Source organism: Nocardioides sp. WS12 (assembly GCF_014108865.1).
In the GTDB taxonomy this organism is placed as follows: Bacteria; Actinomycetota; Actinomycetes; order Propionibacteriales; family Nocardioidaceae; genus Nocardioides.
This window is the reverse complement of sequence record NZ_CP053928.1, coordinates 3,040,538-3,065,324: the sequence shown is the minus strand read 5'-3', so window position 1 is coordinate 3,065,324 and position 24,787 is coordinate 3,040,538. Positions and strand designations below refer to the sequence as shown.

The window sequence follows — 24,787 nt, the reverse complement described above, 5'->3', positions numbered from 1 at the left end:
CGGTGAGGTTAGCCGGGCCGTCAGAGGTCCTTCACTCGAGGCAGTGCCTGTTCGACGACCGCGGTCGCCCATGCCGCCGGATCGGCCGCCGGCGCCATCATCGCGGCGAGGGTGACCCCCAGGGCGGCGTACTCCTCCATGTCGCGGACGAAGGTGTCGGGTTCGGCGACCGGGTCACCGAAGTAGAGGATGGTCTTGCGGATCGCGTCGTAGTCGCGATCCAGCTCGTCGCAGTGGCGGCGAAGCACCTCGAGCTTCTTCGCGACGCCGGGCACGCCCTCCCCCGTGAACAGGTTGCAGGCGTCGGCGTACTGGGCGACCATCCGCAGGGTCTTGCGCTCGCCCTGGCCGCCGATCATCAGCGGCACCCGCCCCCGCACCGGCTTCGGGAGGCAGATCGTCTCGGCCAGTTGGTAGTGGGCTCCCTCGAACGGACCGTCGTTGTCGCTCCACATCTGCTCGACGATCCGGATCGTCTCCTCGAGCCGCTCGAAGCGCTCCGCCAGCGGCGGGAAGGGTACGCCGAGCCCGTCGTGCTCGCGGTCGTACCAGGCAGCGCCGATACCGAGCTGCGCTCGACCGCGCGAGAGCACATCCAGGCTCGACACGATCTTCGCCAGGAGGCCGGGACGGCGGTACGTCACGCCGGTCACCAACAGGCTGAGGTTCACCCGCTCGGTGACTCCCGCCAGATAGCCGAGCGTCGTGTAGCCCTCGAGCATCGGCTCGAACGGACCGCCGAAGTCGACCATCTGGAAGTAGTGGTCCATGACCGTGAAGAGCGAGATCCCGCCCTCGTCGGCGACCTTCGCCGTGGCGATCAGGTGGTCGACCAGTGTGGTCTCCCATGCGGGTGTCGTGAACGTCGCGTAGTGGATGCCCAGGTCCATGCTGCCAACCTACGCCGCGCGGGCTCAGGTCGTCTGCGTACGATTCCGCCCATGCGTTCCCGCCTGCTCGCCGGAGTCCCGGCCCTGCTCCTGCTCGCCAGCCTCACCGCCTGCGGTGACGACGACACGAAGGCGAGTGACGACACCAGTCCGACCGAGGCCACGTCCGAGTCGGACCCGACCTCGGACCCGACCTCGCCCGCCGCCACGGAGACGTCCGGCGCCGGCACTCCTTGCGCGTGGGAGGTCGCCGGCGCGCCTGCGCGTGACGTCAAGCCGCCCGCCGCGACGTCGCCGTACAAGGGACAGGTCCCGGCGGTCCTGAAGACGTCCGTGGGTGACCTGACGCTGATCCTCGACGCCGACAAGGCGCCGTGCACCGTGGCGTCGTTCGCGTCGCTGGCCGAGCAGGGCTACTACGACAACACCTCGTGCCACCGCCAGGGCAACGACCCGGGCTTCGAGTTCCTGCAGTGCGGTGACCCGTTCTTCGACCCGAAGGCGGCTACGCCCGACTCGCAGACCGGCTCCAGCAGCCCCGGTTACACGATCCCCGACGAGGTCGACGGCACCGAGACCTACCCCGCCGGCACCCTCGCGATGGCGAACACCGGCGCCCCGAACTCCGGCGGCGGCCAGTTCTTCATCGTCTTCGGCGACTCGAGCTTCCCGCCGTCCTACACGGTGTGGGGCAAGCTCGACGACGCGTCCCTCAAGACCCTGCTCAAGGCCACCGCGTCGGGCAACGACGGCTTCTGGGCCGACAGCGGCGGCGGCCGGCCGAACACCCCGGTCACCTTCCAGAGCATCAAGGTCGGCTGAGATCGACCGACTTCTCCCACAGGGCGGCGGCGAGGACCTCGTCGCCGGCCTTGGGTGACATCCGCGCGGGCGCGGGCCAGCCCCAGAGCTCGGTCAGCCCGTGCGGACCGATGTACGTGCCACCGGGGATGTCCATCGTGGCGGCGTAGACCGAGCACAGAGCGCCGCGCCACGCAGGCATGCCGACCAGCCGCTGGCCGTAGTGACCGATCGCCGTGACGACCGGGTTGCCGGAACCGCTCGTGATCGACGTGGCCGATGCTCCGGGATGCGCGCCCACCGAGCGCACCGGGGACCCCTCGGCCTGCAGGCGACGGTCCAGTTCCCTCATGAAGAGCAGGTCGGCCAGCTTCGACGCGCCATAGGCCCCGAATGCGCGATACGGGCGCCGCTCCCACGCCAGGTCGTCGAGATCGATCTCCCCTGACCGGTGTTCGCGTGAACTGATAACCACGACCCGGTCGGTCAACAGCGGCAGCAACCCCTGCGTCAGCGCGAAGTGGCCGAGATAATTGGTCGCGAAGTGCATCTCGACCCCCTCGGCCGACAACGCGTGCGGGACACCGAGCACCCCCGCGTTGTTGATGAGTACGTCGACCGGTCGGCCCTCATCCGTCAGGCCGGCCACGAACGCCCGCACCGACGCGAGGTCACTGACGTCGATCTGGCGCACCTGCACCCGGCCCTTGTCGTGGCCGGGAACGGTCCGAGCGGCCGCCTCACCCTTCTCGATGCTGCGGCACGCCATCACGACCTCCGCACCGCGGGAGCCGAGGATCCGGGCGGTCTCCAGACCGAGGCCCCCGTTGGAGCCGGTGATCACGAAACGGCGCCCCGACTGGGGCGGAACCTGGGTCCACGGACGCATGGCCGAAGGTTGCCACATCGTCGTTGGCCGGCTCACTACGCTGGCCCGATGAGCACCGAATCCGGGTCGATCAGCCTGACGCGCACCGAAGCAGAGCACCGTGCGAGCGTGCTCACCGTGACGTCGTACGACGTCGAACTGGACCTGTCCGGCGGCGACGAGATGTTCGCCTCCCGCACAGTCATCCGGTTCGCCAGCACCACCGCCGACACCTTCCTCGACGTGAAGCCGAAGGCGCTGCACGCCGTCACCCTCGACGGCGCTTCGATCGACGTCGCGACCCTCGATCGCGGCCGGGTCGCGCTGGCCCTGACCGCCGGCGAACACGAACTCGTCGTCTCCGCGACGATGCCGTTCCGCAACGACGGCGAAGGCCTGCACCGGTCGGTCGACCCGGCCGACGGGCTCGCCTACGTCTACGGCATGTCCTTCATGGACGCGGCGCCGACGATCTTTGCCTGCTTCGACCAGCCGGACCTCAAGGCGCCGTACACGATGCGGGTGACCGCCCCGGCCGACTGGATGGTCGTCGGCAATGCCCCGGCGCGCGAGGTCGGTGGTGATGCCCGGTCACGTCGGTGGGAACTCGGCCCCACTCCCCCGCTCTCGACGTACTTCGTCACCCTCGTCGCCGGGCCGTACCACCGCCTCGCCGACGACCACGACGGCATTCCGCTCGGACTCAGCTCGCGCCGGAGCCTGGCTGCGACGCTCGATCGCGAAGCCGACGAACTGTTCACGCTGACCAAGCAGTCATTCGACGAGTACCACCGGTTGTTCGGGGTGCGCTACCCGTTCGGCGACTACCACCAGGCATTCGTTCCAGAGTTCAACGCGGGCGCAATGGAGAACCCGGGGTGCGTCACGATCCGGGACCCGCTGCTGTTCGAGGGCGCCAGCACCCGCGCCGATCGCAGCTTCCGCGCAGCCCTGATCGCCCACGAAATGGCGCACCAGTGGTTCGGCAACATCGTCACGCCGCGTTGGTGGGACGACTTGTGGCTCAACGAGTCGTTCGCCGAATACATGGGCTACCGCGTCATCGCCGATGCCACGCAGTACGACGACGGGTGGCTGCACCAGTCCTATGCGCGCCGGACGTGGGGCATCACCGCCGACTCCCGCCCGACGACACACCCCGTCGCCGGCAACGCCGCTGAGGACGCGCTCGCAGCGCTCCAGAACTTCGACGGCATCTCGTACGCCCGCGGATCGAACGTGTTGCGCCAGCTCGCCACGCTCCTCGGCGACGACGCGTTCTTCGGCGGCGTCCGCGAACACTTCGCGCTGCACCGCTTCGGCAACGCCACGATGCACGACCTCTTCGCCAGTTGGTCGAAGGCCGCCGGCGGGGCCGACCTCGACGGGTTCGTCAACGACTGGCTCCTCACGCCCGGCCCGGATGCACTCACCGTCGATCGCGTCGCGGGCGTCGTCCTGCGGACCTCCCCCGTCGACCACCCCGCCGACCGCCGCCACCTGCTCGATGTCGCGGTGTACGGCGACGCGGGCTGGCGCACCGAGCCGTTCGTGATCGACGGACCGACGACTCCGTTCGCTGCGGATCAGGCGCCCGTCCTGCTCGACGCCAGCGAGAGCACCTGGGCGGTCTGCCCTCCCGACGCCGTCACGATGGCGGCGTTGCCCGCGCTCGCGCCGCAGATCGAGGACCCGCAACTCCGGGCGACGATGTGGAACAGCGTCCGGCTCGGGTTGTTCAACGCATCCGTCTCCCCGGCCTCCGTGGCCGACCTGCTCGCCGCGGATCCTCCGGTCGAGGACACCGCGGACGGCATCCGCAGCCTGATCCAGTGGGCCCTCGACACGGCACTTCCGCTGGCTCCCGACGGTTCCATGGCCCGTTTCCACGCGGCGGTTCGGGACGCCGCTGATCGCGCCGACGATGGATCCGAACTCCAATTGTCCGCCTTCCGGGCGACGGTGCTGTCGGCTGCCGACCCTGCTGAGCTGGAGCGCTGGGCTGCCGGAGAGGGCTTGCCGGCCGGGATCACGGCCGACCTCGACCTGCGCTGGAAGGCACGCCGCCGACTCGCCGAGCTCGGGGCCACCGACTGGAGCACGCTCGACGCGGCCCTGGCCGCCGAGCCCGGCGGCACCGCCACGGTGCACCACACCCGCGCCGTCGCCTCGCTCCCCCTGCTCGAGGCCAAGGAGTTCGCCTGGGCGCGCGCGACCGGAGAGGTGTCCGTGCCCAACTACGAGATCGAGGCCGCCGGCAAGGGGTTGTGGCGACCGGACCAGTTGAGCCTGACCGAGCCGTTTGCCGTCGCGTACTTCACCCGCCTCGACGAGTTGATGTCCGCGCACCAGGGCTGGGTCCAGGGCGTCGTGATCTCTGCCTTCTTCCCCATCACCCACCGCGACGACGCCACGGTTGCTGCCGCGAAGGCCGCCCTCGAACTGGATCTCCCGGGCGCCGTACGACGACGCCTGGCGGACTCCCTGGACGAACTCGAGCGCCGTCGGGCCGCGGTTGTCGCCTGAGCGCGGCGTGCCCAGCGGAGTTCTGTCGCCCCCCGCTGTTTGACTGTCTCCATGGTCATCTTCCTCGCTCTGCTCCTCGGTCTCCTGCTCGGTGCGGGAGTCGGCTGGCTCGTGCGCGAGAAGACCTTCACGCCGGCGGCAGCCCCTGAGGACCCGGCCCTGGTCCAGGCCCGCCACGATCTCGCTGTCGCCGAGCTGCGGCAGCAGGAGGCGTCGGCTCGCGGCGCGATTCAGGAGGAACTGGCTGCCACGGGTGCCCAGGTCGATGCCCTCCAGACGGCGCTGGAGGATGCGCGTGAGCAGTACCGCGCCCTCATCGACCAGCAGCGGCAGACACAGCGCGAGCGTGAGCAGGCGCAACGCGACAAGGAAGTCAGCGAGAGCGGGCACACCCAGGTCCTCAAGACCCTGTCCCCCGTGGTCGAGCACCTGCGCTCGATGCAGCGCAAGGTCGACGACCTGGAGAAGTCGCGGGTCCAGCAGCACACCGAGCTCGCCGAGCAGATCCGGCACACCCAGCGTTCTGTCGAGGACTCCCGCAAGGCGGCCGACACGCTGTCGTCGGTGCTCAAGAACAACGCGGTCCGCGGCGCGTGGGGCGAGACCCAGCTGCGCACTCTGGTCGAGACGGCGGGCCTGCTCAACCGGGTCGACTTCGAGCTGCAGCACTCCATGGACGCCGACTCCGGCGCTCGTCGCCCCGACATGGTGATCAACCTGCCCGGCGGCAAGCAGATGGCGATCGACGCCAAGGCGCCGTACAACTCGTTCATGGACGCCCACCGCGAGGGCATCGACCCCGAGGCGCGCCAGCGCCTGCTGGAGGACCACGCACGCAGGGTCCGCGGACACGTCGACGCGCTGTCCCGCAAGGGCTACTGGACCGGGCTGAAGACCAGCCCGGAGTTCACGGTCGCGTTCATCCCCAACGAGCAGCTCCTCAACGCGGCCCTCGAGGTCGACCCGTCGCTGCAGGAGCACGCGTTCAAGCAGGGCATCGTGCTGGCCACGCCGACCAACCTGTGGGGCCTGCTCAAGACGCTCGCCTTCACGTGGAAGCAGGAAGCGCTGACCGAGGACGCACAGGCGCTCTTCGAGCTCGGCCAGATCCTCTACCGCCGGATCCTCAAGCTCGCCGAGCACGTCGACAAGCTCGGCCGTTCGCTGCAGCGCAGCGTGAAGGACTACAACGCCTTCACCGGTTCGCTCGAGCGCTCCGTGCTGCCGGCAGCCCGCAAGCTCAACGCGGCGGACCCGCTCGCAACCATTCCCGCTCCGGCGGAGATCGAGGACGCTCCCCGTGCCCTGGCCAGTGGCGAGTTCGCGGCCCTGGCCGACCTGGATCGTCCCGACCTGACCTTCGACTTCGACATCACGGACGCCGACGTCATCGACGAGGGCGACACCCTCGCGGGCTGAGCAGAACCTTTACCATCCGCGGATCCTTCCGCTCCGAAGCACGTGTGACAGATCACTCCCATCGGAGGTTCACATGCGTGTCCACAAGCCCACCCCGTCCTTCTACGTCGCGACAGCAGCACTCGCTCTCTCCCTCGGCGGCACTTCCTGGGCGGTCGCCCAGGCTGGCCCCGGCAACTCAGGCGAGGACGGCAGGCCCGGCCAGGAGCGCTGGCTGCTGATCGACGCCAACGGTCAGATCGAGGCCCAGTCCGGCGGCTTCACCGTCGCCGCGGCGTACCCCACCCTGGCCAACACGGCCGCCACGGGCGACAACTCACTCCGCGCCGCGGGCAATGTCTACATCAACTCGGGTGAGGACCTGTCCGACAACGGCATCGTGACGACCATCGCCCTGCAGAACCAGGTCGACCAGAACGCCGACGGCATCACCAACGGTCGCGCCCCCACTGCGAACGCGAACCCCGAGTTCAGCGGCGAGATCTCCGCGACGCTCTGTGGCGTCGCCGGCGTGGTCGCCTGCGCACCCGCGGGCACGAACAACTCCGACCACTTCGTGGTCAGCCCGCGCAACAGCGACGGCACCGTCACCCAGCCCGGGGCACGCAAACGGTTCTACGTGGTCATCACCAGCAACTGAGGTCCGTCAGTTCACGCGCCCGGCGACCCGTGGTGACTCTCTGCGTCGAATGCGGAGAAGTCCACGGTGCGCCGGGTGTTGGCGAGGGAACTGACGGTCGCCGTACCGATCGAACCGTGCCGGTCGAACACCTCGGCGGTGCCGGCACCGATGCCGTCGACAGCCAGGTGGTCGGTGCTGCGCAGACCCAGGACCACCCCGTCGGGGAGGCGGGACAGTACGACGCTGATGTCGGTGTTGATGAACTGCACGCCCCCGCTCCCCCAGTTCGTCACCATGCTGGTGGCGTCGGCAACCGACGCGACCGCCTGGAAGGGCGTGCACGCCTCGTCGAGCACGATCGGGACAGCGGTCTGCCAGGTCTGGTGGCGGCCTGCGTTCTGATGCGCGCCGAAGTCGTCCGACCAGGGCGTGTCACTCGCGAAGAACGGGGTGTCGGGGTGACCGGATTCCGGCATCAGTTCCACCGGCGGAGCAACCGGTCGGTCCTGCGCTGACCAGATTCCTCCGTCCGGGTTCACCGTTGGCCGCAGGAAGGTGGCGCTGCCCCTCGCAACGACCTCGCCCTCCTGGCGGACGACCGCGTCCACCAGCATCAGGCGCGTCCCCTCCCGGACCACCGTTGCTTCGGTCGTGGTGGCGATCATCGCGGCCGGGCGGAACAGGTCGACGTGGTAGCGCGCCGGCACCAGGTCCGCGCGTCCGGCAGCCGTGACGGCCTCCTCCAGTGCGCGCGCGAGCAGGCCGCTGATGGCCACGCCGTGCATCTGCTCGGCCTTCCAGAGACTCTGGGCGAGGGGCAGGGGCAGGTACGTCTCACCGTCGCGCTGGAACCAGGCAAACTGCAACGTGTTCTCGTTCACCCGCTCATCATGACGTACGACGAGTGTCAGCCCGCGCCCTGGCACTGCTTCGCGTAGGCAAGGACGATGGTGTTCTTGAGCTTCAGTGCTTCGACCGGGTCGGTGCCGATCAGGTCGGCGAGCTTCGCCGTGGCTGCGGTGTCGCCACCCAGCCCGGCCTCGATGATCGGCGGGATCTGCTCGTAGATGGCGATCGCTGCCTCGACGTCAGCGCCCTCGAGGCTGCTCAGGGCCGCGACCTCTTCATCGAGGTCATCAAGGTTTCCGAGCGTGGTGCTCCAACGTTCGGTGGGCAGGTTGGCGAACTGGGAGACGATCTGGCCGTTGATGGAGAACTGGGCGGCCTGCTCGGGCGTCGCGCAGTCGCCCGATCCTCCGTCGGAATCGTCGGAATCGTCGGGCGCATCGGTCGACCCGCCGTCCGAGGACGTCGCGCCGCGGCTGGGGTCGGCATCACCTGGGTCGTCGTCGCTGCCACATCCGGCGAGACCGACCAGGAGTGCCACGACCGCGCCGACCTTGACCAATGTGTGCATGGCCCGAGGCTAGGGCAGATCGCACCTCGTTGGGGCGATCACGATGCCGGGTGGCCGCCGGGAATCGTGACGTTCGGGTCATAGGGCACCCGCGTGTAGATGAACGTCGCGCACTCGAGGTGGTCGACGGTGCCGTCGGTACGGCGGCGCACCTCGAGGCGCTCGCCCTCGTGGTACCCGTCGATGCCGATCAGTTCGCCCTCGATGACCGCGAACCGGTCGCTGACGTCCGCGGTCCGCAGGTCGCGGACCAGCAACGTGTCGTGGGCCCACTCCACGCCGAAGGCGGTGTTGCCCCAGAACCAGATGCCGAGCATCGGAGCCACCGGCTCCGGAACCTGCGTCGTCGGTTCCCAGCGGCCGCCGGGGTTCGGACACGGAGCACCGTCGAGCAGGATCGCCGGCACCTGTTCGGGACGCAGACCCGTGGTGGCGTTCGTGAGCGCCACCACGGCGTCCCGCGACTCCCGGTCCACGAACAGGGACGCCTGGAACCCGGGCATCGAGCCGGTGTGACCGACCAGGACCCGGTTCCCGACGCGAAGGACGCGCAGTCCGAGTCCGTAGGCCGCGGCCGGCGGGACCGCTCCGGCCATCTCTGCGAGCGTCGAGGGCGGGACCACGTCCGCGTGCCCGACGGCCAGGAAGTCGGCCCACCGCAACAGGTCGGCCACCGTGCTCCACGCCTGTCCTGCCGGCGCCATCGCACCGGTGTCGGTATGCGGTTCAGGGGTGAGCGTGTGGGCGAAATGATCGACGCTGCGGCCCGGCGCGTGGTCCGTGGGGGCGTGGTACGACGTCTCCGCCATGCCGAGCGGCGCCAGCAACCGGGTCTGCACCGCGGTCCACCAGTCCGTGCCGCGCAGTCGGGCGATGGCTTCGCCGAGCAGCCCGAACCCGAGGTTCGAGTAGTGGAAGTACTCCCCCGCCGCGGCAACCCGACCCGAGCCGTCGTTCGCTGCGATCAGGGAGTCCGCGTCACCGCCGGTGGAGCGCTCCCACCACGGTCCGACGGGTTCGCTCTGCATCCCGCTGGTGTGGGACAGCAACGCACGGATCGTGGCGTCGGCGTAGCCCGTCTCCGGCACCACCGATCCGATCGGGTCGTCCAGTGCCAGCAGACCCTCGTCCCGCAACTGCAGGACGAGAACGGCCGTCATGGTCTTCGTGATCGACCCGATCCGGTACGACGACCCACTCGTCACGCCGTCGTCGACCGAGACGCAGCCACTCCACACCGGCACCCCGGCACGAGCGACCGCTGCCGCCACCGAAGGCAGCCGACCGGCCCCCTGCAGCGCGGCCAGCGCGTCGTCGTACCCCATGATCAGTCGGTGTAGGCGTCCATCGGCGGGCACGCGCACACCAGGTTGCGGTCGCCGTAGGCCTGGTCGATGCGGGCAACCGGCGGCCAGTACTTGTCGGGCGTGATGCCGGCCGGGAAGACGGCGACCTCGCGGGAGTAGGAGCGATCCCATTCGCCGACCAGCGCCCGTGCCGTGTGCGGCGCGTTGTGCAGCGGCGACGCGTCGACGTCCCACTCGCCCGCGACGACGCGGTCGATCTCGCCCTTGATGGCGATCATCGCGTCGCAGAAGCGGTCGATCTCGGCGAGGTCCTCGGACTCGGTGGGCTCGACCATCAGCGTTCCCGCGACGGGGAACGACATGGTCGGCGCATGGAAGCCGTAGTCGATGAGGCGCTTGGCGACGTCGTCGACCGAGACGCCTGTGTCCGCGCTGATCTTGCGGAGATCGAGGATGCACTCGTGCGCGACCAGTCCGGTCTCGCCGCGGTAGAGCACCGGGAAGTGCTCGCCGAGCCGAGCAGCGATGTAGTTGGCCGACAGCACGGCGACCGCGGTCGCGCGAGTCAGTCCCTCGGCACCCATCATCCGAACGTAGGCCCACGAGATCGGCAGGATCCCGGCCGAACCGAAGGGCGCGGCGCTGATCGCCCCGGTGCCCTCACGGCGGCTGCCGTCGGGGTGCAGCGGGTGCGTGGGGAGGTACGGCGCCAGGTGCTCGCGCACCGCGACCGGGCCGACGCCCGGGCCACCGCCGCCGTGCGGGATGCAGAACGTCTTGTGCAGGTTGAGGTGCGAGACGTCGCCGCCGAACTTGCCGGGCTGGCCGTACCCGAGCAGCGCGTTGAAGTTGGCGCCGTCGATGTAGACCTGGCCGCCGTGCTCGTGCACGAGGTCGCAGAGCTCGGTGATGGTCTCCTCGTAGACGCCGTGCGTCGACGGGTAGGTGACCATGATCGCGGCGAGGGTCTCGGAGTGCTGCTCGCACTTCGCGCGCAGGTCGTCGAGGTCGACGGTCCCGTCGTCGTGGGACTTCACGACGACGACCTTCATGCCGACCATCACCGCGGACGCGGGGTTGGTGCCATGCGCCGAGGACGGGATCAGGCAGACGTCGCGCTGGCCCTGGCCGTTGGCGCGGTGGTAGTTGCGGATCGCGAGCATCCCGGCGAACTCACCCTGGGCGCCGGCGTTCGGCTGGATGGAGACCCGGTCGTAGCCGGTGACTTCGGCCAGCCAGCTCTCCAGCTCCTCGATCATGTGCACGTAGCCGGCGGCGTCGTCGACCGGGACGAACGGGTGCAGGTTGGCGAACCCGGCCAGTGAGATCGGCTCCATCTCGGTGGTCGCGTTGAGCTTCATCGTGCAGGAGCCCAACGGAATCATGCCGCGGTCGAGCGCGTAGTCCCGGCTGCTGAGCCGGTGCAGGTAGCGCAGCATCGAGGTCTCGTTGTGGTGCGTGGTGAACACCGGGTGCGTGAGGTACTCCGTGGTCCGGTGGTGCGCTGCGGGCAGTCCCTCGAGCGGCTCGGCGGACTGCGGGGTGATTTCGAAGGCGGTGTGCAGGGCGCGCAGGGTCGCGGCACTTGCCGTCTCCCCGAACGCGATGCCGACCGTGTCCTCGTCGACCAGGCGCAGGTGCAGGCCCTCGGCGCGCGCGGCCTTCACCGTCGCGGCGGCCTTGCCGGGCGTACGCACCTGGAGGGTGTCGAAGAAGGTGTCGTTGACCAGCGAGAAGCCGGCGCCCTGGAGCGAGGCCGCGGCGCGGCCGGCGAGCTCGTGGATCTCGCTCGCGATCGCCTTGAGGCCCTCGGGGCCGTGGTAGACGGCGTACATCGCCGCAGTCACGGCGAGCAGGACCTGGGCGGTGCAGATGTTGGACGTCGCCTTGTCGCGACGGATGTGCTGCTCACGGGTCTGCAGCGCGAGGCGGTAGGCCTGCCGTCCTTCGGCGTCGACCGAGACACCCACGAGTCGGCCCGGGAGCTGGCGCTCCAGGCCCTCGCGGACACTGATGAAGCCGGCGTGCGGGCCGCCGTAGAACAGCGGGACACCGAAGCGCTGCGCCGACCCGACGACGACGTCGGCGCCGAGCGTGCCCGGTGCCTCCAGCAGGGTCAGGGCCAGCAGGTCGGCGGCGACGACGGCCAGGCCACCCCGCTCGTGGACCTCGTCGATGACCGGCTTGATGTCGGCGATCCGGCCGGACGCGCCGGGGTACTGCACGAGCACACCGGACACCTCGCCCTCGGGCAGGCCGTGGGTCAGGTCGGCAACGAGGATCTCGATGCCGATGCCCTCGGCGCGGGTGCGCACCACATTGATCGTCTGCGGCAAGGCGTCGACGTCGATGACGAACGGTCCGGAGGCCTTTCGGTTGGCGCGGAACGCGAGCGCCACGGCCTCCGCGGCCGCCGTACCTTCGTCGAGGAGGGAGGAGCCTGACGTGGCGAGACCGGTCAGGTCCGACACCATCGTCTGGAAGTTGATGAGGGCCTCGAGCCGGCCCTGCGAGATCTCCGGCTGGTACGGCGTGTACGCGGTGTACCAGCTCGGGTCCTCCAGCACGTTGCGCCGGATCACCGCGGGGGTCACCGTCGCGTGGTAGCCCAGACCGATCATCGGTTCGCCGGGGACGTTGCTCGCAGCGAGAGCGCGGAGCTCCGCAGCAGCGGTCTCCTCGTCGACTGCGTCCGGCAGGGCGAGGGCGTCGGTCGACCGGATCGACTTCGGCACGGCCGCGTCCATCAGTTCATCGATCGAGGCGAAGCCGAGCCGCTCGAGCATGGTCTGGACCTGGGCAGCGTCCGGTCCGATGTGGCGGTTGACGAAGGGGGTGCTCATGAGCAGGCGGGTCCTTGGGGATCGACAAAGAGAGATCGAATCCCTCCCCCTCTGTCACTGCACCGGTGCAGCTCCACAGTTGCCTGCTCCGCACGGTCCGGGCGCCTGAGAGGTTCCGGGGAGGAATTGCCCCTTCGGCGCAGGCTCGGGCCTGACTCTCCCGTGCAGCATCAACAGCAAGAGCCACCCTACAGCGCAGGGTGGCTCTTGTTGGAAAGACTGGCTCAGTTCAGCTGACGATCCTGGCCGCGCGTCGTGCGGCGAGCTCGTCACCCTCGAGTGCCTCGCCGACCTCGGCGTCGGCGTGCTCGCTCGGCAACTGGGCGAGGGTGCCCTCGATCTCGCGCCAGACGCCGCCGATCGCGATGCCGAACACGCCCTGGCCGCCCTGGAGGAGGTCGATGACCTCGTCGTTGCTCGTGCACTCGTAGACCGAGGCGCCGTCACTCATCAAGGTGACCTGGGTCAGGTCGTCGGTGCCGCGCTCGCGCAGGTGGCTCACCGCGGTGCGGATCTGCTGCAGCGAGATTCCGGCGTCGAGCAGGCGCTTGATGATCTTGAGGATCAGGATGTCGCGGAAGCTGTAGAGCCGCTGCGAGCCGGAGCCCTTGGCGCCGCGAACGCTGGGCTCGATCAGCCCGGTGCGCGCCCAGTAGTCCAGCTGGCGGTAGGTGATGCCCGCGGCGTTGCACGCCGTCGGACCGCGGTACCCGAGGTCACTCGGCACCGGGGAAACGTCGTCGGAGAAGAGGAGCCCTTGCTCCTCCGCGGCGGCGGCCGCCTCAGCATCACGCTGTGCGGACTGCTGTGCCGTCTCCGGCTGCTGCTCGTTCACTGGTCCTCCACGGGATCCAACATTCATGCGTGTCATTCGACACTTCAAGGTACGGCGGCAGTCCGGGTCGGTCAAAGACGTCACTGGGCGTGTCGTGGAAAACCCTCAGCCTCAAGGTGAGGTTGAGGCTGAGGCTTCTAAATCAACCCTCGCTGGGGCCGAGGTCTTCGGCCTCGAAGTCGTCGGCAGAGACGTGGTCAAGGAACTCGCGGAACCGCTCGACCTCGTCCTCCTCCTCCGCCGGCGCTGCGATGCCGGCTTCGGCGAGAACGGCGTCCTCGCAGTAGATGGTGGTGCCGGTGCGCAACGCGAGCGCGATCGAGTCCGACGGACGCGCGCTGACCTCCACCCCGGAGGCGAAGACCAGCGTCGCGAAGAAGACGCCGTCCTTCACGTCGGTGATCCGGACCTGGTCGAGATCGGTCCCGGTGGCGGTGAGGATGTCGCGCATCAGGTCGTGGGTCAGCGGCCGCGGCGGTGTCACGCCCTGCTGGGCGAATGCGATCGCGGTCGCCTCGACGGCGCCGATCCAGATCGGCAGGTACCGCTCGCCGCTGGACTCGCGGAGCAGGACGATGGGCTGGTTGGACGGCATCTCCACCCGGACTCCCAGGACCTCGACCTCGCGCATGCCCCCAGCGTACTCAGGTCTAGATGCGGCGGAGCCCAGCCTTGACCAGAGTTGCGTGCAATCTCACCGAGAGCGCCGCGAGTTCGACCACGGCCTCGTCGGCGCGGGCACTTGCTCCGGCGTCGCGACTGCCGCGCACGGGAGCAACGACCTGCTGGATCAACCCGACCTCGCGGTCGGCGGCAGTGCGGAAGGCGCGCAGGTGCCGCGGCTCGATGCCGAAGTCGGCGAGCTCACGGGCCGTCTGGGCAATCACCAGTGCATCGGTGTCGTAGTGCCCGGTGGCAGAAGGGGTGATCAGCGCGAAGTCCTCGAGCTGTCCGAGCAACTTCTCGTCGATCTCTGCCACCTTGATGAGCTCCTTGCGCGAGAGTCGCAGCTTGTCGGTACGACGGAACGACTCGGGCGCGGGCAGGCCGTCCACGCCGATGGCCACCTTGGGCACCGTGGGCACGACGGGGTCGGGTGCGGGGGGCTCGAGGCCACGGTCCATGGCGTCGAGGTGTTCGCGGATCACGCGTCGGGGCAGGTAGTGGTCGCGCTGCATCCGCAGGATGTAGCGCAACCGCTCCACGTCGGCGTGGGAGAACTTGCGGTACCCCGCGGCGGTGCGATCGGGCTTGATCAGCCCGTCGTCCTCGAGGCCACGCAACTTCGAAATGCTGATCAGCCCGCCGAAGTCGGGCTCCAGCATGTCCAGGACCTGTCCGATGTTGAGCAGGGGCTCCCGCTCGCCGCGGGCAAAGGCCACGGCCATGCTCAGAGGCTCTCGTGACCGGAGAAGAAGACCAGCCGGTACTTCCCGACCTGGACCTCGTCGCTGTCCGTGAGTTGCGTCTTCTCGATCCGGTCGCGGTTGACGTAGGTGCCGTTGAGGCTGCCTGCGTCCTCGACCGTGAAGGTGCCGCCGTCACGACGGAACACGGCGTGGCGACGGGAGACGGTGACGTCGTCGAGGAAGATCCCGCTCTCCGGGTGGCGTCCGGCCGTCACCTCGTCGGCGTCCAGCAGGAAACGGCTCCCGGAACCGGGGCCCTTCTGGACGACCAGCAGGGCGTGTCCGGTCGGCAGCGCATCGACCGCAGCAGCATCCACGGGGCTGAGCGCGCGGTCAGAGGTCTCCACGCGGTCACCGGCGGAGGCACCGGCACCGAACTGGATGGTGGCGGTCGCGTCGCTGACGGCGGGCGTCGACGCGTCCTGCTCCACCAGGCGGTTGCCGCACTGGGAGCAGAACCGCGCATCATCGGGGTTCTGCCGACCACAGGCGGTGCAGAACGGCATCAGGGGGCTCCTTGAAGGGTCCGGATTGGTCGTTGACGAACGTACCCGATCAGGTGTCGAGCTGGGCCTCATATGCGGACGCGTCGAGCAATCCGTCCACCTGGGTGCCGTCTGCGGGCACGACTTCGAACAGCCAGCCGGCACCGTAGGGGTCGTTGTTGACCAGTTCGGGGGTGGCATCGAGCGCCTCGTTGACGGCAACGATCTCGCCGGTGACCGGCGCGTAGACGTCGCTGACCGACTTGGTCGACTCGAGCTCACCGCAAGGGGTGCCGGCGCTGACGGCGGCACCGACCTCGGGGAGCGAGACGTAGACGATGTCGCCGAGGGCTTCCTGCGCGAAGTCGGTGATGCCGACCCGGACGGACCCGGCGACCTCCCCGGGCTCACGCAGCCACTCGTGCTCGACGGTGTACTTCAGCTCGGCGGGGTTCGTCATGGCCAGAAGATTACTGCCCCTGGTCAGGGGCGGCGTACCGAGGCCGGTCGCGTCGCGCAACAGCTTCGATGTCGATCGCTTTCAGTTCGCGCGCTTCGATGCGGGCGCCGTCCTCCTCGATCTGTTTCTTCGGCCCCAGCGCGAACGTCAGCGCACCCCCGAGCACACCCGGTTCGCCGATGACATCGATGACGTACGGCGCCTCGACCTGCTCGCCGTCGACGGTGAAGCCGCCCTCGGTCTCCGCGAAGGAGGTCTGGGCGACGACGCGCACGGTGCCGTTGATCGCGATCGCCTCGGCACCGACCGTGCGCAACTCCTGGATCGTGTCGAGCAGGGATGCCAGGGTCAGTCGGCCGTCGATCTCGGTGATCGTGACCCGGATGCCGGGGCCGGTCACGGGCACGAGCCCCGCGAGGATGTTGAGGTTGTCGACCGACTTCTGCGCCTGTTCGAGCGCGGTCTGCCGTTTGGTCGAGTCGTCACGGAGGCCGGCGGCGACGTCTTCGAGGCGATCGACTTCGGCTTCCGCACGCTGGCGCGTGCCGGCAAGTCCGTCGAGCAGGTCGATGAGGTCCTGTTGCCGCAGGCCGGCGTAGGTCTCGTCGGTGCCCGTCACCCGCACCTGGGTGACCGCGGCGAACCCGAGCAACGCCAGCAGCAGGCCGGCAACGACCTGCTTGCGAGAGGGCCGCAGGAGCGCCTGCATGAGGCGGTCGGTGGCCGTGTTCGCGGGGCTGGTGGGGCTCTCCTCAGGCATGGAACAAGTGCCTCCGGATGGCGGCTGCGTTGGTGAAGATCCGGATCCCGAGGACGACGATGACACCGGTCGAGAGCTGGCCACCGACGCCGAGGCGGTCACCGAGGTAGACGATGCCGGCCGCGATCACCACGTTGCTGAGGAACGAGACGACGAAGACCTTGTCGTCGAAGATGCCGTCCAGATACGCACGCAGCGCGCCGAACACCGCGTCGAGCGCAGCGACCACCGCGATGGGCAGGTAGAACTCCAGCGACTGCGGGACATCGGGAGACAGCACGAATCCGAGAGTCACGCCCACGAGCAGACCGAGAACGGCGATCACGGTGCCTCACCTCCTTCGATCTTGGGATTGCTCAGGACCGTGGCCGACCGTAGCTGTCGGGTCGACGCGGGTGCCGCCGGCAGGTGCAGGTCGTCCTCGTTGTCCGCCCGGTACGGGAAGCCGTACTGGTCCTTCAGCGCGAGGAACTGGAGACCACTGGAGGTGTCGATGAAGTTGGCCGACAAGGTCCGCTGGTTGCCGACCACCAGAATCGTGTACGGCGGCGCGATGCCGATGCCGTTGACCTCGACGGGCTCGCCGGAGTTGCGGATGCCGCTCATCGGAGACAGTCGCTGGCCGTTGATGGAGATCGCTTCGGCACCGGCGGCCCAGAACCCGTTGGCCAGCAGGGCCAGGTCGGTGTCGCGCACGACGGCGTCGTCCTCGCCGGCGTTGGGCGGATTGTCGAGAGTGGCGCGGATGCCGTCACCGGTGACCGGCTCGAAGCCGGTGAGTGCGCCGATCGCCGTGGCGTCGGCCTGGGTGTCGCCGTACCGAGAACCCAGGGACCGGAGGGTCGCCTCCGCAGCGGTGTTGGCCGCGCGCTGGTCAGCGATGTCGGCCTGCAGGTCTCCGACCACGGCGCGCCGCGACTCGATCCGCGAGATCAGGCTGGCCCGACTCGCGTCGTCGACGTCGGCATTCTGCGAAGTCTGTACAGCGGCGACGGTCACGAGCATCGCGAAGGCAGCCATGACGAGGACGACCGCAACCCGTGAGCCGGCTCCTTCACGGGTGTCGACACCGCGTCGGGACGCAGCCGCCTGGTAGTCGCGGTCGAGCGCCTCCAGCGTGATCAGGGTCAGCAGCGGAGTCCTGGTCCGGTCGATCGTGTCACTCACGCGAACCCGCTCCCCGGGGGCGGCGTTCGGTGGTGGCGAGGAGCTTGCGCACCTGCCACGCGTAGAGGACGCCGGCCCACCAGTAGAGACCGATCCCCCACAACGCGAGCGACCACCCGAAGATCTGCGCGAGCGTGGCGACGGTGCCTTCTCCGTCGCCGAGGAACAGCAACGGGAAGGCGTAGAGCAGGTTGAAGGTCGCGGCCTTGCCCAGGAAGTGCACGGGCAACGCGCTGTAACCACGGGTCCGCAGCAGCGGCACGAGCCCCCACAGCAGCAGGTCGCGCAACGGCAGTGAGGCCGCGACCCACCACGGGATGACGTCGCGCATCGCGAGACCGATCACCACGGCGAGGATGTAGAACCGGTCGGCGACCGGGTCGAGCAGTCGACCCAACTCGGACTGCTGGTTGAGCTTGCGTGCCAACCAGCCGTCGAGGAAGTCGGTCCCGCCGGCGACCATCAGGACGACCAGTGCCCAGACGTCGGCCTCCGGGCCGAGCACCAGCCACAGGAAAAGGGGAACGCCGAGCAGTCGCGAGGCACTGATCACGTTGGGAACGGTCAGCACCTGACGGCCCGCGGCAGGTTCGTCGCGCGTCTCGGGTGCACCCACGATCGCCACCCTAGTTGGCCGCCTGCTCGTCCGAGTGCGCCGCGTCGCGGATGACGCCGACGAGTTCTTCGATCACGTCCTCGAGTGCGGCGACGCCGAGCGTCGTACCGTCGGCCTCCACGACCCGGGCCATGTGAGCGCCGCGGCGCTGGAGGACTTCGAGGGCATCGTGCAAGGGGGTGTCCGGGGTGACGGTTGCGAACGGACGGATCCAGCGGTCCCCCACCGGGCGCATCCGCCGCTCCTCGTCGGGCTCGAGGACGTCCTTGATGTGCAGGTAGCCGATCAGTTCGCTCGGTCCCTCCGTGCCGTCCGACACCACCGGGAAGCGGCTGAAGCCGGTCGCTGCACAGATCGCCTCGACGTCGGCCCCGGTCGAACCGCGCACCACCGTTGCCAGGGAGTCCTGGCGCATCGTCACCGACGCGATCGTCTTCTCGGTGAAGCCGAGGGCACCGGAGAGGCGGCCGTACTCGTCCTCGGCGAGCAGGCCCTCGCCGTGGGACTCCTCCACCAGCGCGGCGACCTCCTCGCGGGTGTACGTACTGCCGATCTCGTCCTTGGGCTCGATGTTGAGCAGCCGCAGGATGCCGTTCGCGAAAGCGTTGATCACCACGATGATCGGGCGCAGCACCAGCACGATGCCGTACATCGGTGGCCCGAGGACCAGGGCCGCACGGTCCGGGCCGGCGATGGCGAGGTTCTTGGGCACCATCTCGCCGAGGACGACGTGCAGGAACACCACGATCGTCATCGCGATCACGAAGGCGACCGGGTGCAGCCATGCGTCAGGCATGTGGAGCTCGTGGAAGACCGGCTCGATCAGGTGGGCCAGGGCCGGCTCCCCCACCGCACCGAGGCCCAGCGAACAGATGGTGATGCCCAGTTGGGCGCCCGCCATCATCTGCGAGACGCGCTCCATGGCCGCGAGGGTGATCTTGGCCATCCGGGAACCGGCCTGGGCACGGGGTTCGATCTGGCTGCGGCGTGCGGAGATCAGGGCGAACTCGGCACCGACGAAGAACGCGTTGGCGGCGAGCAGGAAGACCGCGAGCAGGATGGCAGCGACGTCACTCATCGACGACCTCCACGCGCATCGAGATCCGGTCGATCCGCAAACCGTCCATGTGGTCGACGGTCAGCACGGCCTGACGGGCCGGCTCCTCGTCGTCCTCACCCTCATGTCCCAGCGGTACGACGGCCTGGTCGCCCGAGGACGGGATCCGGCCGAGCACCTGCAGCACGAGGCCGGCGACGGTGTCGTAGTCCTCGCCCTCCGGCAGTTCGACGCCGGTGAGGTCCTCGACCTCGTCGGGGCGCAGCAGGCCAGAGAGTGACCAGGTGCCGTCGCGGCGCAGGCGGCCACGACTACCGAGGCGATCGTGCTCGTCGGCGATGTCGCCGACGATCTCCTCGATCACGTCCTCCAGCGTCACGATCCCGGCGTGGTCGCCGTACTCGTCGAGGACAATGGCCATCTGGAAGCCGTCGGCGCGCAGCAGGGCCATCAACGGGTCCAGGCGCAGGGAATCGGGCACGACGATCGGTCGGACCATCAGGTGCTTGACCTTGGTGGTCGCGCGTTCGTGCAGCGGCAGGGCGACGGCGTTCTTGACGTGCACGGTGCCGACGACGGCATCGGACTCGTCGAGCACAGGGAACCGGGAGTTGCCGGACTCGCGGGCCAGCGCGATGACGGCGCTGGCGCGATCGTTGGCCTCCAGCGAGCGGGTGCGCACCCTGGGCGTCATGATCTCGCCGGCCGTACGCGTGCCGAACTCGACCGAGCGCTCCATCAGTTCGGCAGTGTCGGCGTCGAGGGTGCCTTCGTGAGCGGAACGCTGGATCAGCGAGGCGAGCTCGGTCGAACTGCGGGCGGAGCGCAACTCCTCCTGCGGTTCGACGCCGAGCCGGCGGACGATGGCGTTGGCGCTGCCGTTGAGGACCCTGATCGGACCGCCGGCCGCGGCAGTGAAGGCCCGCATCGGGCGCTGGGTCAGCCGGGCGGTGGTCATCGGCAGTGCGATCGCGACGTTCTTCGGGACCAGTTCACCGATGAGCATCGTGAAGAAGGTGCTGAGCACGAGCGCCGTGCCGACGGCAACCGGACGCACGGCACCGTCAGAGACTCCTGCACTCTCCAGTGGCCCGCGCAGGAGTTCGGCAATGGCTGGCTCAGCCAGGAATCCGATGGCGAGGTTGGTGATCGTGATGCCGACCTGCGCGCCGGACAACTGCGTCGACAGCGAGCGCAGCGCCTTCTGCACGCCGATGGCCGAGTGGTCGCCCTCGTCGGCAGCGCGGTCGACCTGGCTGCGGTCCACGGTCACGAACGCGAACTCGGCGGCAACGAAGAGGCCGCACGCCACGATCAGGAGGATGGCAAGTCCCAGCAACAGCCAGGCGGTCATCAGGGTCCTTCACGGAGCGGGGCGGGAAGCCTCCACCTTAGCGGTCGGCGTGACCCAGCCAACGCCCGGCTCGAGTCGCCTGATGACGCGGGCAGGCACGCCACCCACCACGGTGTGGTCCTCGACGATGCCGCGGACCACCGAACCGGCCGCCACGACGCAGTTCCGTCCGATGGTGGCGCCGGGAAGAATGATCGCGCCGTGCCCGATCCAGGACCCGGAGCCAATGCTGACGGGCTGGTGCGCGCCGAACTGCTGGCCCACCGGGACGTCGGGGTCCTGGTAGCCGTGGCTGGCGTCCGAGATGAACACGTCCTGTCCGAACCAGACGTCGTCGCCGATCGTGATCGACTCGTGCGCCGTGACGCAGATCCGGGCACCGAGGACGCAGCGGTCGCCGACCACCAGGGCCCGGTGGGGCAACACGGTCTGGGTCGGTCCGTAGCCGACCGAGAGGGTGGCGAACCGGCCGACCAGGGTGTCCTCGCCGATGTGGATCGCGCTGGCGCCGTACAGGGTCGCGATGGGGAACCCGAGGCAACTTCCGCGGCCGAAACGCCCGAAGCCATCGGCCAGATCGGTGCCCGGCGCGACGTCGCCGACCTGCTCGACCCACCGCCAGACAGCGTGGACGGAACGGTTCAGGAGGCGGCGCGAAGGCAACCGGACGAGAGGCACCGGGCGAGGTTACCCAAACGCAACATTGAGGAGGGGTCGCCGGTTCGTTCCAGCACCGTTTCGGGCCGTAACATCGGCTGGTGCAGCAACCCCACGTCATCGCCTACTTCGCCGACGACCCGACCCGGGTCTACCAGCTCCTGCAGTGGATTCCCGTGCTGGAGCGGCTCGATGCGTCCCACCCGGTCGGCATCCTGACCCGGAATGCGGAGACCCAGGCGATCGTGGAGGAGCGGACCTCGCTCCCGGTGTACTTCGCGCCGGGCTTTGCCGACCTCGCCCAGTTGTACGACGACCTGGACGCCAAGGTCGTCGTGTACTGCAACAACTCGATGTGGAACTTCAACTCGCTGCTCGATGGTCGGATGCTGCACGTCCACATCAACCACGGCGAGAGCGACAAGCACTCGATGGTCTCGAACAACGCGAAGGCCTATGACCGCGTCTTCGTCGCCGGCGAAGCCGCCGTTCAGCGCCACCGCGCCGCCCTGATGGAGCTCGACGAGTCCCGCTTGGTCCGGATCGGCCGGCCGCAGCTCGACCTGCGCCCCGCTCCCCTGCTCCCCCGCAGCGAGCGGCGCACCGTCCTCTACGCCCCGACGTGGGAGGGCGACGCGGAGTACAACGACTACACGTCGGTCGACGTCTTCGGTGCCGAGATCGTCGCGTCCGCGCTGGCTGTTGACGACGTGCGGCTGGTCTACAAGCCGCACCCGAAGATCACCTCGAGTCTGACCCCGGCCATCCGCGAGGGACACCAGGCGATCCTCGACCTGATCGAGCGGGCCAACGAGAACGACCCGGAGGCCGGCCACGCCGCCATCTGGCAGGGCGACATCCTGGCCGTCTTCCCCGGCTGCGACGCGATGATCACCGACGTGTCCTCGGTCGGCCTCGACTGGCTGTACCTCCAGACCGACAAGCCGATCATGATCACCGACCGGCACCACGACGCCGAGCGGTTGCGCCAGGAAGTGCCGGTCAGCCGGTGCGCCGACGTCCTCGACGTCGACAACCTGGCCGAGCTGACCGACCTGCTCACCGACCGTCTCGACCACGACGAGCACCGGATCGCACGTGCCGCGATGCGCCACCACTACTTCGACGACAACGGCGTCGGCGACAGCACGGTGCGCTTCGTCGAGTCCATCACCGAGCTCGTCCACATCCGCGACACCCACCAGGGATCGGCGGTTGTCGGCGCCGCCTGACAACCTTGCTCCATGCCTGACACCCGGGACGTCTACGCCGCGGAAGACCTGTTCGCGAGCTGGCTCGATGAAGCGAGTCGTCGCCCCGGCGAGCCGTTGCGGATCCAGGTCGGCAGCGCGCCCAGGGAGTTCGAGCCCGAGACCGAGCCCCGGTTCACCGACCCCGGCCATGTCCAGGAGTTCGTCGACCGGGTGCTCGCGCACCTGCGTACCGCCGAGAGCCGGTACGACGACGGTTCCGGGCTCGATCTCGCCGGAGTGCCGATCGCGGTCCGCGCCCGGCGCGGTCACCGGCAGGCCCACTACGAACGCGATGAGCTGCCCCTGCGGGGAGTGATGGCCATTCCGCCGCGCGAGGTCGGCGGCGCGTGGTCGCTCCGGGCTGCCGTCGTACTCCATGAAGTGGCGCACCACCTCCGCGGCGGCGCCGGCCACGACAAGGACTTCCGGACGACCTTCCTGCGCCTGCTCGAGGACATCGGGATGCCAGTGCTGGCCGACCTGCTGCACACGGCCTACCGGCTCAACGGGCTCGACACCGGGGTCGATGACGAGGACCGCACCCTGCTGCGGATCGGTCGGTTGTTGCGCCAGGCCGAGCGGACGTCCAACACCGCCGAGCGCGACGCGTTCTTCACCAAGGCGCAGGCGCTGGCCACCCGCCACCAGATCGCGCTGGCCGTGGCCCGCGCGACCGCGAGCATCGAGGAACGGCGCGAGGACCCCTCGTGGGAAACGGTGCTCATCGGCGAGACCGGCAAGCGCTCACTCGCCCGCTATGTCCGGTTGATGCTGGAGATCGCCCAGGCCAACGATGTGCGCGTCGCGATCTACACGAGCAATACCCGGGTCACGCTCTACGGCTTCCCGTCTGACATCTCGATCGTGAAGGCGCTCTACGCCTCCCTCGTCACCCAGATGGTCACCGACGGCGACGCCCACCTGCGTTCGGGCGCGCACAAGGCCGACACCCGTGAGGTCTGGAACGGCCGTCGACGACGCTGGGAGCTCCAGCCCGTACACGGTTCGACCGCGCGTGCGGCGTTCTACGAAGCGTGGGCCGACCACGTCGGCGAGCGCCTGAAGGCAGCTCGCGACCTCGCCCGCGCGGCCGCGATCAAGGCCGACGTCGCGGCTCCCGTAGCGTCCACCTCCACCGAACTCGCGCTGCGTGCCAAGGAGGTCGAGGTCGTCGACTATTTCGCGTTGATGCGGCGCGACCACGGCATCCGCGGTACGTGGAAGGGCACCGCGTCGGCGGTGCACGCCGCACCGGGCTCTCGCGACGCCGGCATCAAGGCGGCGGCGAGAGCCCGGCTCGGAACCGAGCGAGCGCTCGAGAATCAGCTGTAGTCGTTCTCGACCAGGCTGTGATTCTGGACGTACTTGGTTCCGTTGACCCAGTACTCGGTGGTGAGCGTCGTGGTGAGCTGGACCCAGTCGACCACGCCCGTTTCGTCGTCAGCCGTGAGGGTGATCCCGCTCGTACGAGCAACGATCTGGCTGGCACTGGTGCTGCAGGTTGCGGTCTTGGCGACAGTCAGGGTGAGGGTGTCGTACGTCGCGCTGTACGAGTAGCTCACCCCCGCGGAACTCTTCGAGACCGAGCCACCGAGGGTCCAGGAGGTCGAACTCTCAATTCCGGTCATGTGTGCCTTGACGGTCTGCTTGACGCAGAACTTGGTATAGGTCCCGTTCTTGAAGACCCAGCTCTCGAACGGGTAGGAGTCGCTCGGGTAGCCGATGAGCGCCCGCCTGTTCTCATCGTTGTTGAAGGTGTCGTCATCAGTGCAGAAACGCACCTTGCCCGAGTGGTAGATCCAGGCGTTGTGGGAGCCAGTGCCCTGCCAGGGGTCGTCCTTCTCCAGATAGCCGTCCGACTGCTTGAACCAGCCTTCCCCGCAACCGTCGGCCGCATACGCCGCCTGCGCCGGCACAAGAAGTGTTGCCAGAATCATCGCCGCAGCGATGCCGATCTGCTTCGCCTTTCGAACCACGAGACATCCCTTCCTAAGGCTCCCCGAGATGGGAGTTCCCGGAAGTTAGCAGCGACACGTCGACG

Annotated in this window: 25 protein-coding genes and 1 riboswitch; of the genes, 6 read left to right on the top strand and 19 right to left on the bottom strand. The window is 68.9% G+C overall.

All coding sequences use genetic code 11. From position 1 onward, the window contains the following. Positions 1 to 20 precede the first annotated feature (20 nt). On the bottom strand, positions 21 to 890 hold the full coding sequence (locus HRC28_RS14895; RefSeq protein WP_182376277.1) for an LLM class F420-dependent oxidoreductase: 870 nt from the start codon (positions 888 to 890) through the stop codon (positions 21 to 23). Positions 891 to 941: 51 nt separating this feature from the next. Between HRC28_RS14895 and HRC28_RS14890 the strand changes: the two genes are divergently transcribed. Further along, a complete protein-coding gene (locus HRC28_RS14890; RefSeq protein ID WP_182376276.1) occupies positions 942 to 1,712 on the top strand; it encodes a peptidylprolyl isomerase in 771 nt (256 codons plus the stop codon). Here HRC28_RS14890 and HRC28_RS14885 read toward each other — a convergent pair. Beyond that, positions 1,699 to 2,580 carry an SDR family NAD(P)-dependent oxidoreductase gene (locus tag HRC28_RS14885; protein ID WP_182376275.1) on the bottom strand — a complete coding sequence of 294 codons (882 nt, stop codon included), beginning with the start codon at positions 2,578 to 2,580 and terminating at the stop codon, positions 1,699 to 1,701. The two genes, HRC28_RS14890 and HRC28_RS14885, sit on opposite strands and share 14 nt — an antisense overlap. Before the next feature lie 48 nt (positions 2,581 to 2,628). Here HRC28_RS14885 and pepN point away from each other — a divergent pair, with 48 nt between their 5' ends. The 3 genes from pepN to HRC28_RS14870 all read left to right on the top strand — a co-directional run bounded on the left by pepN (position 2,629) and on the right by HRC28_RS14870 (position 7,144). Continuing rightward, the gene (gene pepN / locus HRC28_RS14880) at positions 2,629 to 5,085 is read left to right on the top strand and encodes an aminopeptidase N (protein ID WP_182376274.1); all 2,457 of its coding nucleotides are present in this window, start codon (positions 2,629 to 2,631) and stop codon (positions 5,083 to 5,085) included. 51 nt (positions 5,086 to 5,136) lie between these two features. After that, the gene (rmuC, locus tag HRC28_RS14875) at positions 5,137 to 6,504 is read left to right on the top strand and encodes a DNA recombination protein RmuC (RefSeq protein ID WP_182376273.1); all 1,368 of its coding nucleotides are present in this window, start codon (positions 5,137 to 5,139) and stop codon (positions 6,502 to 6,504) included. Between the two features lie 73 nt (positions 6,505 to 6,577). Beyond that, on the top strand, positions 6,578 to 7,144 hold the full coding sequence (locus tag HRC28_RS14870) for a hypothetical protein (protein WP_182376272.1): 567 nt from the start codon (positions 6,578 to 6,580) through the stop codon (positions 7,142 to 7,144). Between the two features lie 11 nt (positions 7,145 to 7,155). Here HRC28_RS14870 and HRC28_RS14865 read toward each other — a convergent pair whose 3' ends face one another. From HRC28_RS14865 to HRC28_RS25635, 16 genes are all read right to left on the bottom strand, one after another. Then, positions 7,156 to 8,007: an acyl-CoA thioesterase domain-containing protein gene (locus HRC28_RS14865; RefSeq protein ID WP_237111497.1), complete on the bottom strand. Its 852-nt coding sequence runs from the start codon at positions 8,005 to 8,007 to the stop codon at positions 7,156 to 7,158. Between the two features lie 26 nt (positions 8,008 to 8,033). Beyond that, positions 8,034 to 8,543 (bottom strand): hypothetical protein, encoded by a 510-nt coding sequence (locus HRC28_RS14860; RefSeq protein ID WP_182376271.1) that lies wholly within the window; start codon positions 8,541 to 8,543, stop codon positions 8,034 to 8,036. A 38-nt stretch (positions 8,544 to 8,581) separates the two neighbouring features. After that, entirely contained in the window at positions 8,582 to 9,868 is a 1,287-nt protein-coding gene (locus HRC28_RS14855; RefSeq protein ID WP_182376270.1) for a serine hydrolase domain-containing protein, read from the bottom strand. Positions 9,869 to 9,870: 2 nt separating this feature from the next. Beyond that, entirely contained in the window at positions 9,871 to 12,693 is a 2,823-nt protein-coding gene (gene gcvP, locus HRC28_RS14850) for an aminomethyl-transferring glycine dehydrogenase (RefSeq protein ID WP_202033082.1), read from the bottom strand. Between the two features lie 83 nt (positions 12,694 to 12,776). Continuing rightward, positions 12,777 to 12,866: riboswitch (glycine riboswitch) on the bottom strand. Between the two features lie 56 nt (positions 12,867 to 12,922). Next, the gene (locus tag HRC28_RS14845) at positions 12,923 to 13,528 is read right to left on the bottom strand and encodes a MerR family transcriptional regulator (protein WP_237111496.1); all 606 of its coding nucleotides are present in this window, start codon (positions 13,526 to 13,528) and stop codon (positions 12,923 to 12,925) included. Positions 13,529 to 13,670: 142 nt separating this feature from the next. Beyond that, on the bottom strand, positions 13,671 to 14,159 hold the full coding sequence (locus tag HRC28_RS14840) for a bifunctional nuclease family protein (RefSeq protein ID WP_182376268.1): 489 nt from the start codon (positions 14,157 to 14,159) through the stop codon (positions 13,671 to 13,673). Between the two features lie 19 nt (positions 14,160 to 14,178). After that, positions 14,179 to 14,916, bottom strand: coding sequence for a MerR family transcriptional regulator (locus HRC28_RS14835; protein ID WP_182376267.1), 738 nt, complete (start codon positions 14,914 to 14,916; stop codon positions 14,179 to 14,181). 2 nt (positions 14,917 to 14,918) lie between these two features. Further along, on the bottom strand, positions 14,919 to 15,443 hold the full coding sequence (locus tag HRC28_RS14830) for an FHA domain-containing protein (protein WP_182376266.1): 525 nt from the start codon (positions 15,441 to 15,443) through the stop codon (positions 14,919 to 14,921). Positions 15,444 to 15,492: 49 nt separating this feature from the next. Then, positions 15,493 to 15,882 (bottom strand): glycine cleavage system protein GcvH, encoded by a 390-nt coding sequence (gene gcvH / locus HRC28_RS14825; RefSeq protein WP_182376265.1) that lies wholly within the window; start codon positions 15,880 to 15,882, stop codon positions 15,493 to 15,495. 10 nt (positions 15,883 to 15,892) lie between these two features. Continuing rightward, positions 15,893 to 16,642 (bottom strand): DUF881 domain-containing protein, encoded by a 750-nt coding sequence (locus tag HRC28_RS14820; RefSeq protein WP_182376264.1) that lies wholly within the window; start codon positions 16,640 to 16,642, stop codon positions 15,893 to 15,895. Continuing rightward, complete coding sequence (locus HRC28_RS14815) at positions 16,635 to 16,967, bottom strand: small basic family protein (protein WP_056716562.1); 333 nt, start codon at positions 16,965 to 16,967, stop codon at positions 16,635 to 16,637. Before HRC28_RS14815 ends, HRC28_RS14820 begins: the two co-directional genes overlap by 8 nt. After that, positions 16,964 to 17,809: a DUF881 domain-containing protein gene (locus tag HRC28_RS14810; protein WP_182376263.1), complete on the bottom strand. Its 846-nt coding sequence runs from the start codon at positions 17,807 to 17,809 to the stop codon at positions 16,964 to 16,966. The genes HRC28_RS14815 and HRC28_RS14810 overlap by 4 nt, the downstream gene beginning before the upstream one ends. Beyond that, positions 17,802 to 18,425, bottom strand: coding sequence for a CDP-alcohol phosphatidyltransferase family protein (locus HRC28_RS14805; protein ID WP_182376262.1), 624 nt, complete (start codon positions 18,423 to 18,425; stop codon positions 17,802 to 17,804). Before HRC28_RS14805 ends, HRC28_RS14810 begins: the two co-directional genes overlap by 8 nt. Before the next feature lie 10 nt (positions 18,426 to 18,435). Then, entirely contained in the window at positions 18,436 to 19,503 is a 1,068-nt protein-coding gene (locus tag HRC28_RS14800) for a hemolysin family protein (protein WP_182376261.1), read from the bottom strand. Next, positions 19,496 to 20,836, bottom strand: a complete 1,341-nt coding sequence (locus HRC28_RS14795) for a hemolysin family protein (protein WP_182376260.1) — start codon at positions 20,834 to 20,836, stop codon at positions 19,496 to 19,498. The genes HRC28_RS14800 and HRC28_RS14795 overlap by 8 nt, the downstream gene beginning before the upstream one ends. Positions 20,837 to 20,845: 9 nt before the next feature. Then, positions 20,846 to 21,514 (bottom strand): acyltransferase, encoded by a 669-nt coding sequence (locus tag HRC28_RS25635; RefSeq protein WP_272902628.1) that lies wholly within the window; start codon positions 21,512 to 21,514, stop codon positions 20,846 to 20,848. 80 nt (positions 21,515 to 21,594) lie between these two features. Here HRC28_RS25635 and HRC28_RS14785 point away from each other — a divergent pair, with 80 nt between their 5' ends. Together HRC28_RS14785 and HRC28_RS14780 are read left to right on the top strand one after the other, a co-directional pair. Continuing rightward, entirely contained in the window at positions 21,595 to 22,725 is a 1,131-nt protein-coding gene (locus HRC28_RS14785; RefSeq protein WP_182376259.1) for a CDP-glycerol glycerophosphotransferase family protein, read from the top strand. A gap of 12 nt (positions 22,726 to 22,737) precedes the next feature. After that, a complete protein-coding gene (locus HRC28_RS14780; RefSeq protein ID WP_182376258.1) occupies positions 22,738 to 24,078 on the top strand; it encodes a DUF2786 domain-containing protein in 1,341 nt (446 codons plus the stop codon). Here HRC28_RS14780 and HRC28_RS14775 read toward each other — a convergent pair. Continuing rightward, the gene (locus HRC28_RS14775) at positions 24,069 to 24,722 is read right to left on the bottom strand and encodes a hypothetical protein (RefSeq protein WP_182376257.1); all 654 of its coding nucleotides are present in this window, start codon (positions 24,720 to 24,722) and stop codon (positions 24,069 to 24,071) included. The two genes, HRC28_RS14780 and HRC28_RS14775, sit on opposite strands and share 10 nt — an antisense overlap. Positions 24,723 to 24,787 lie beyond the last annotated feature (65 nt).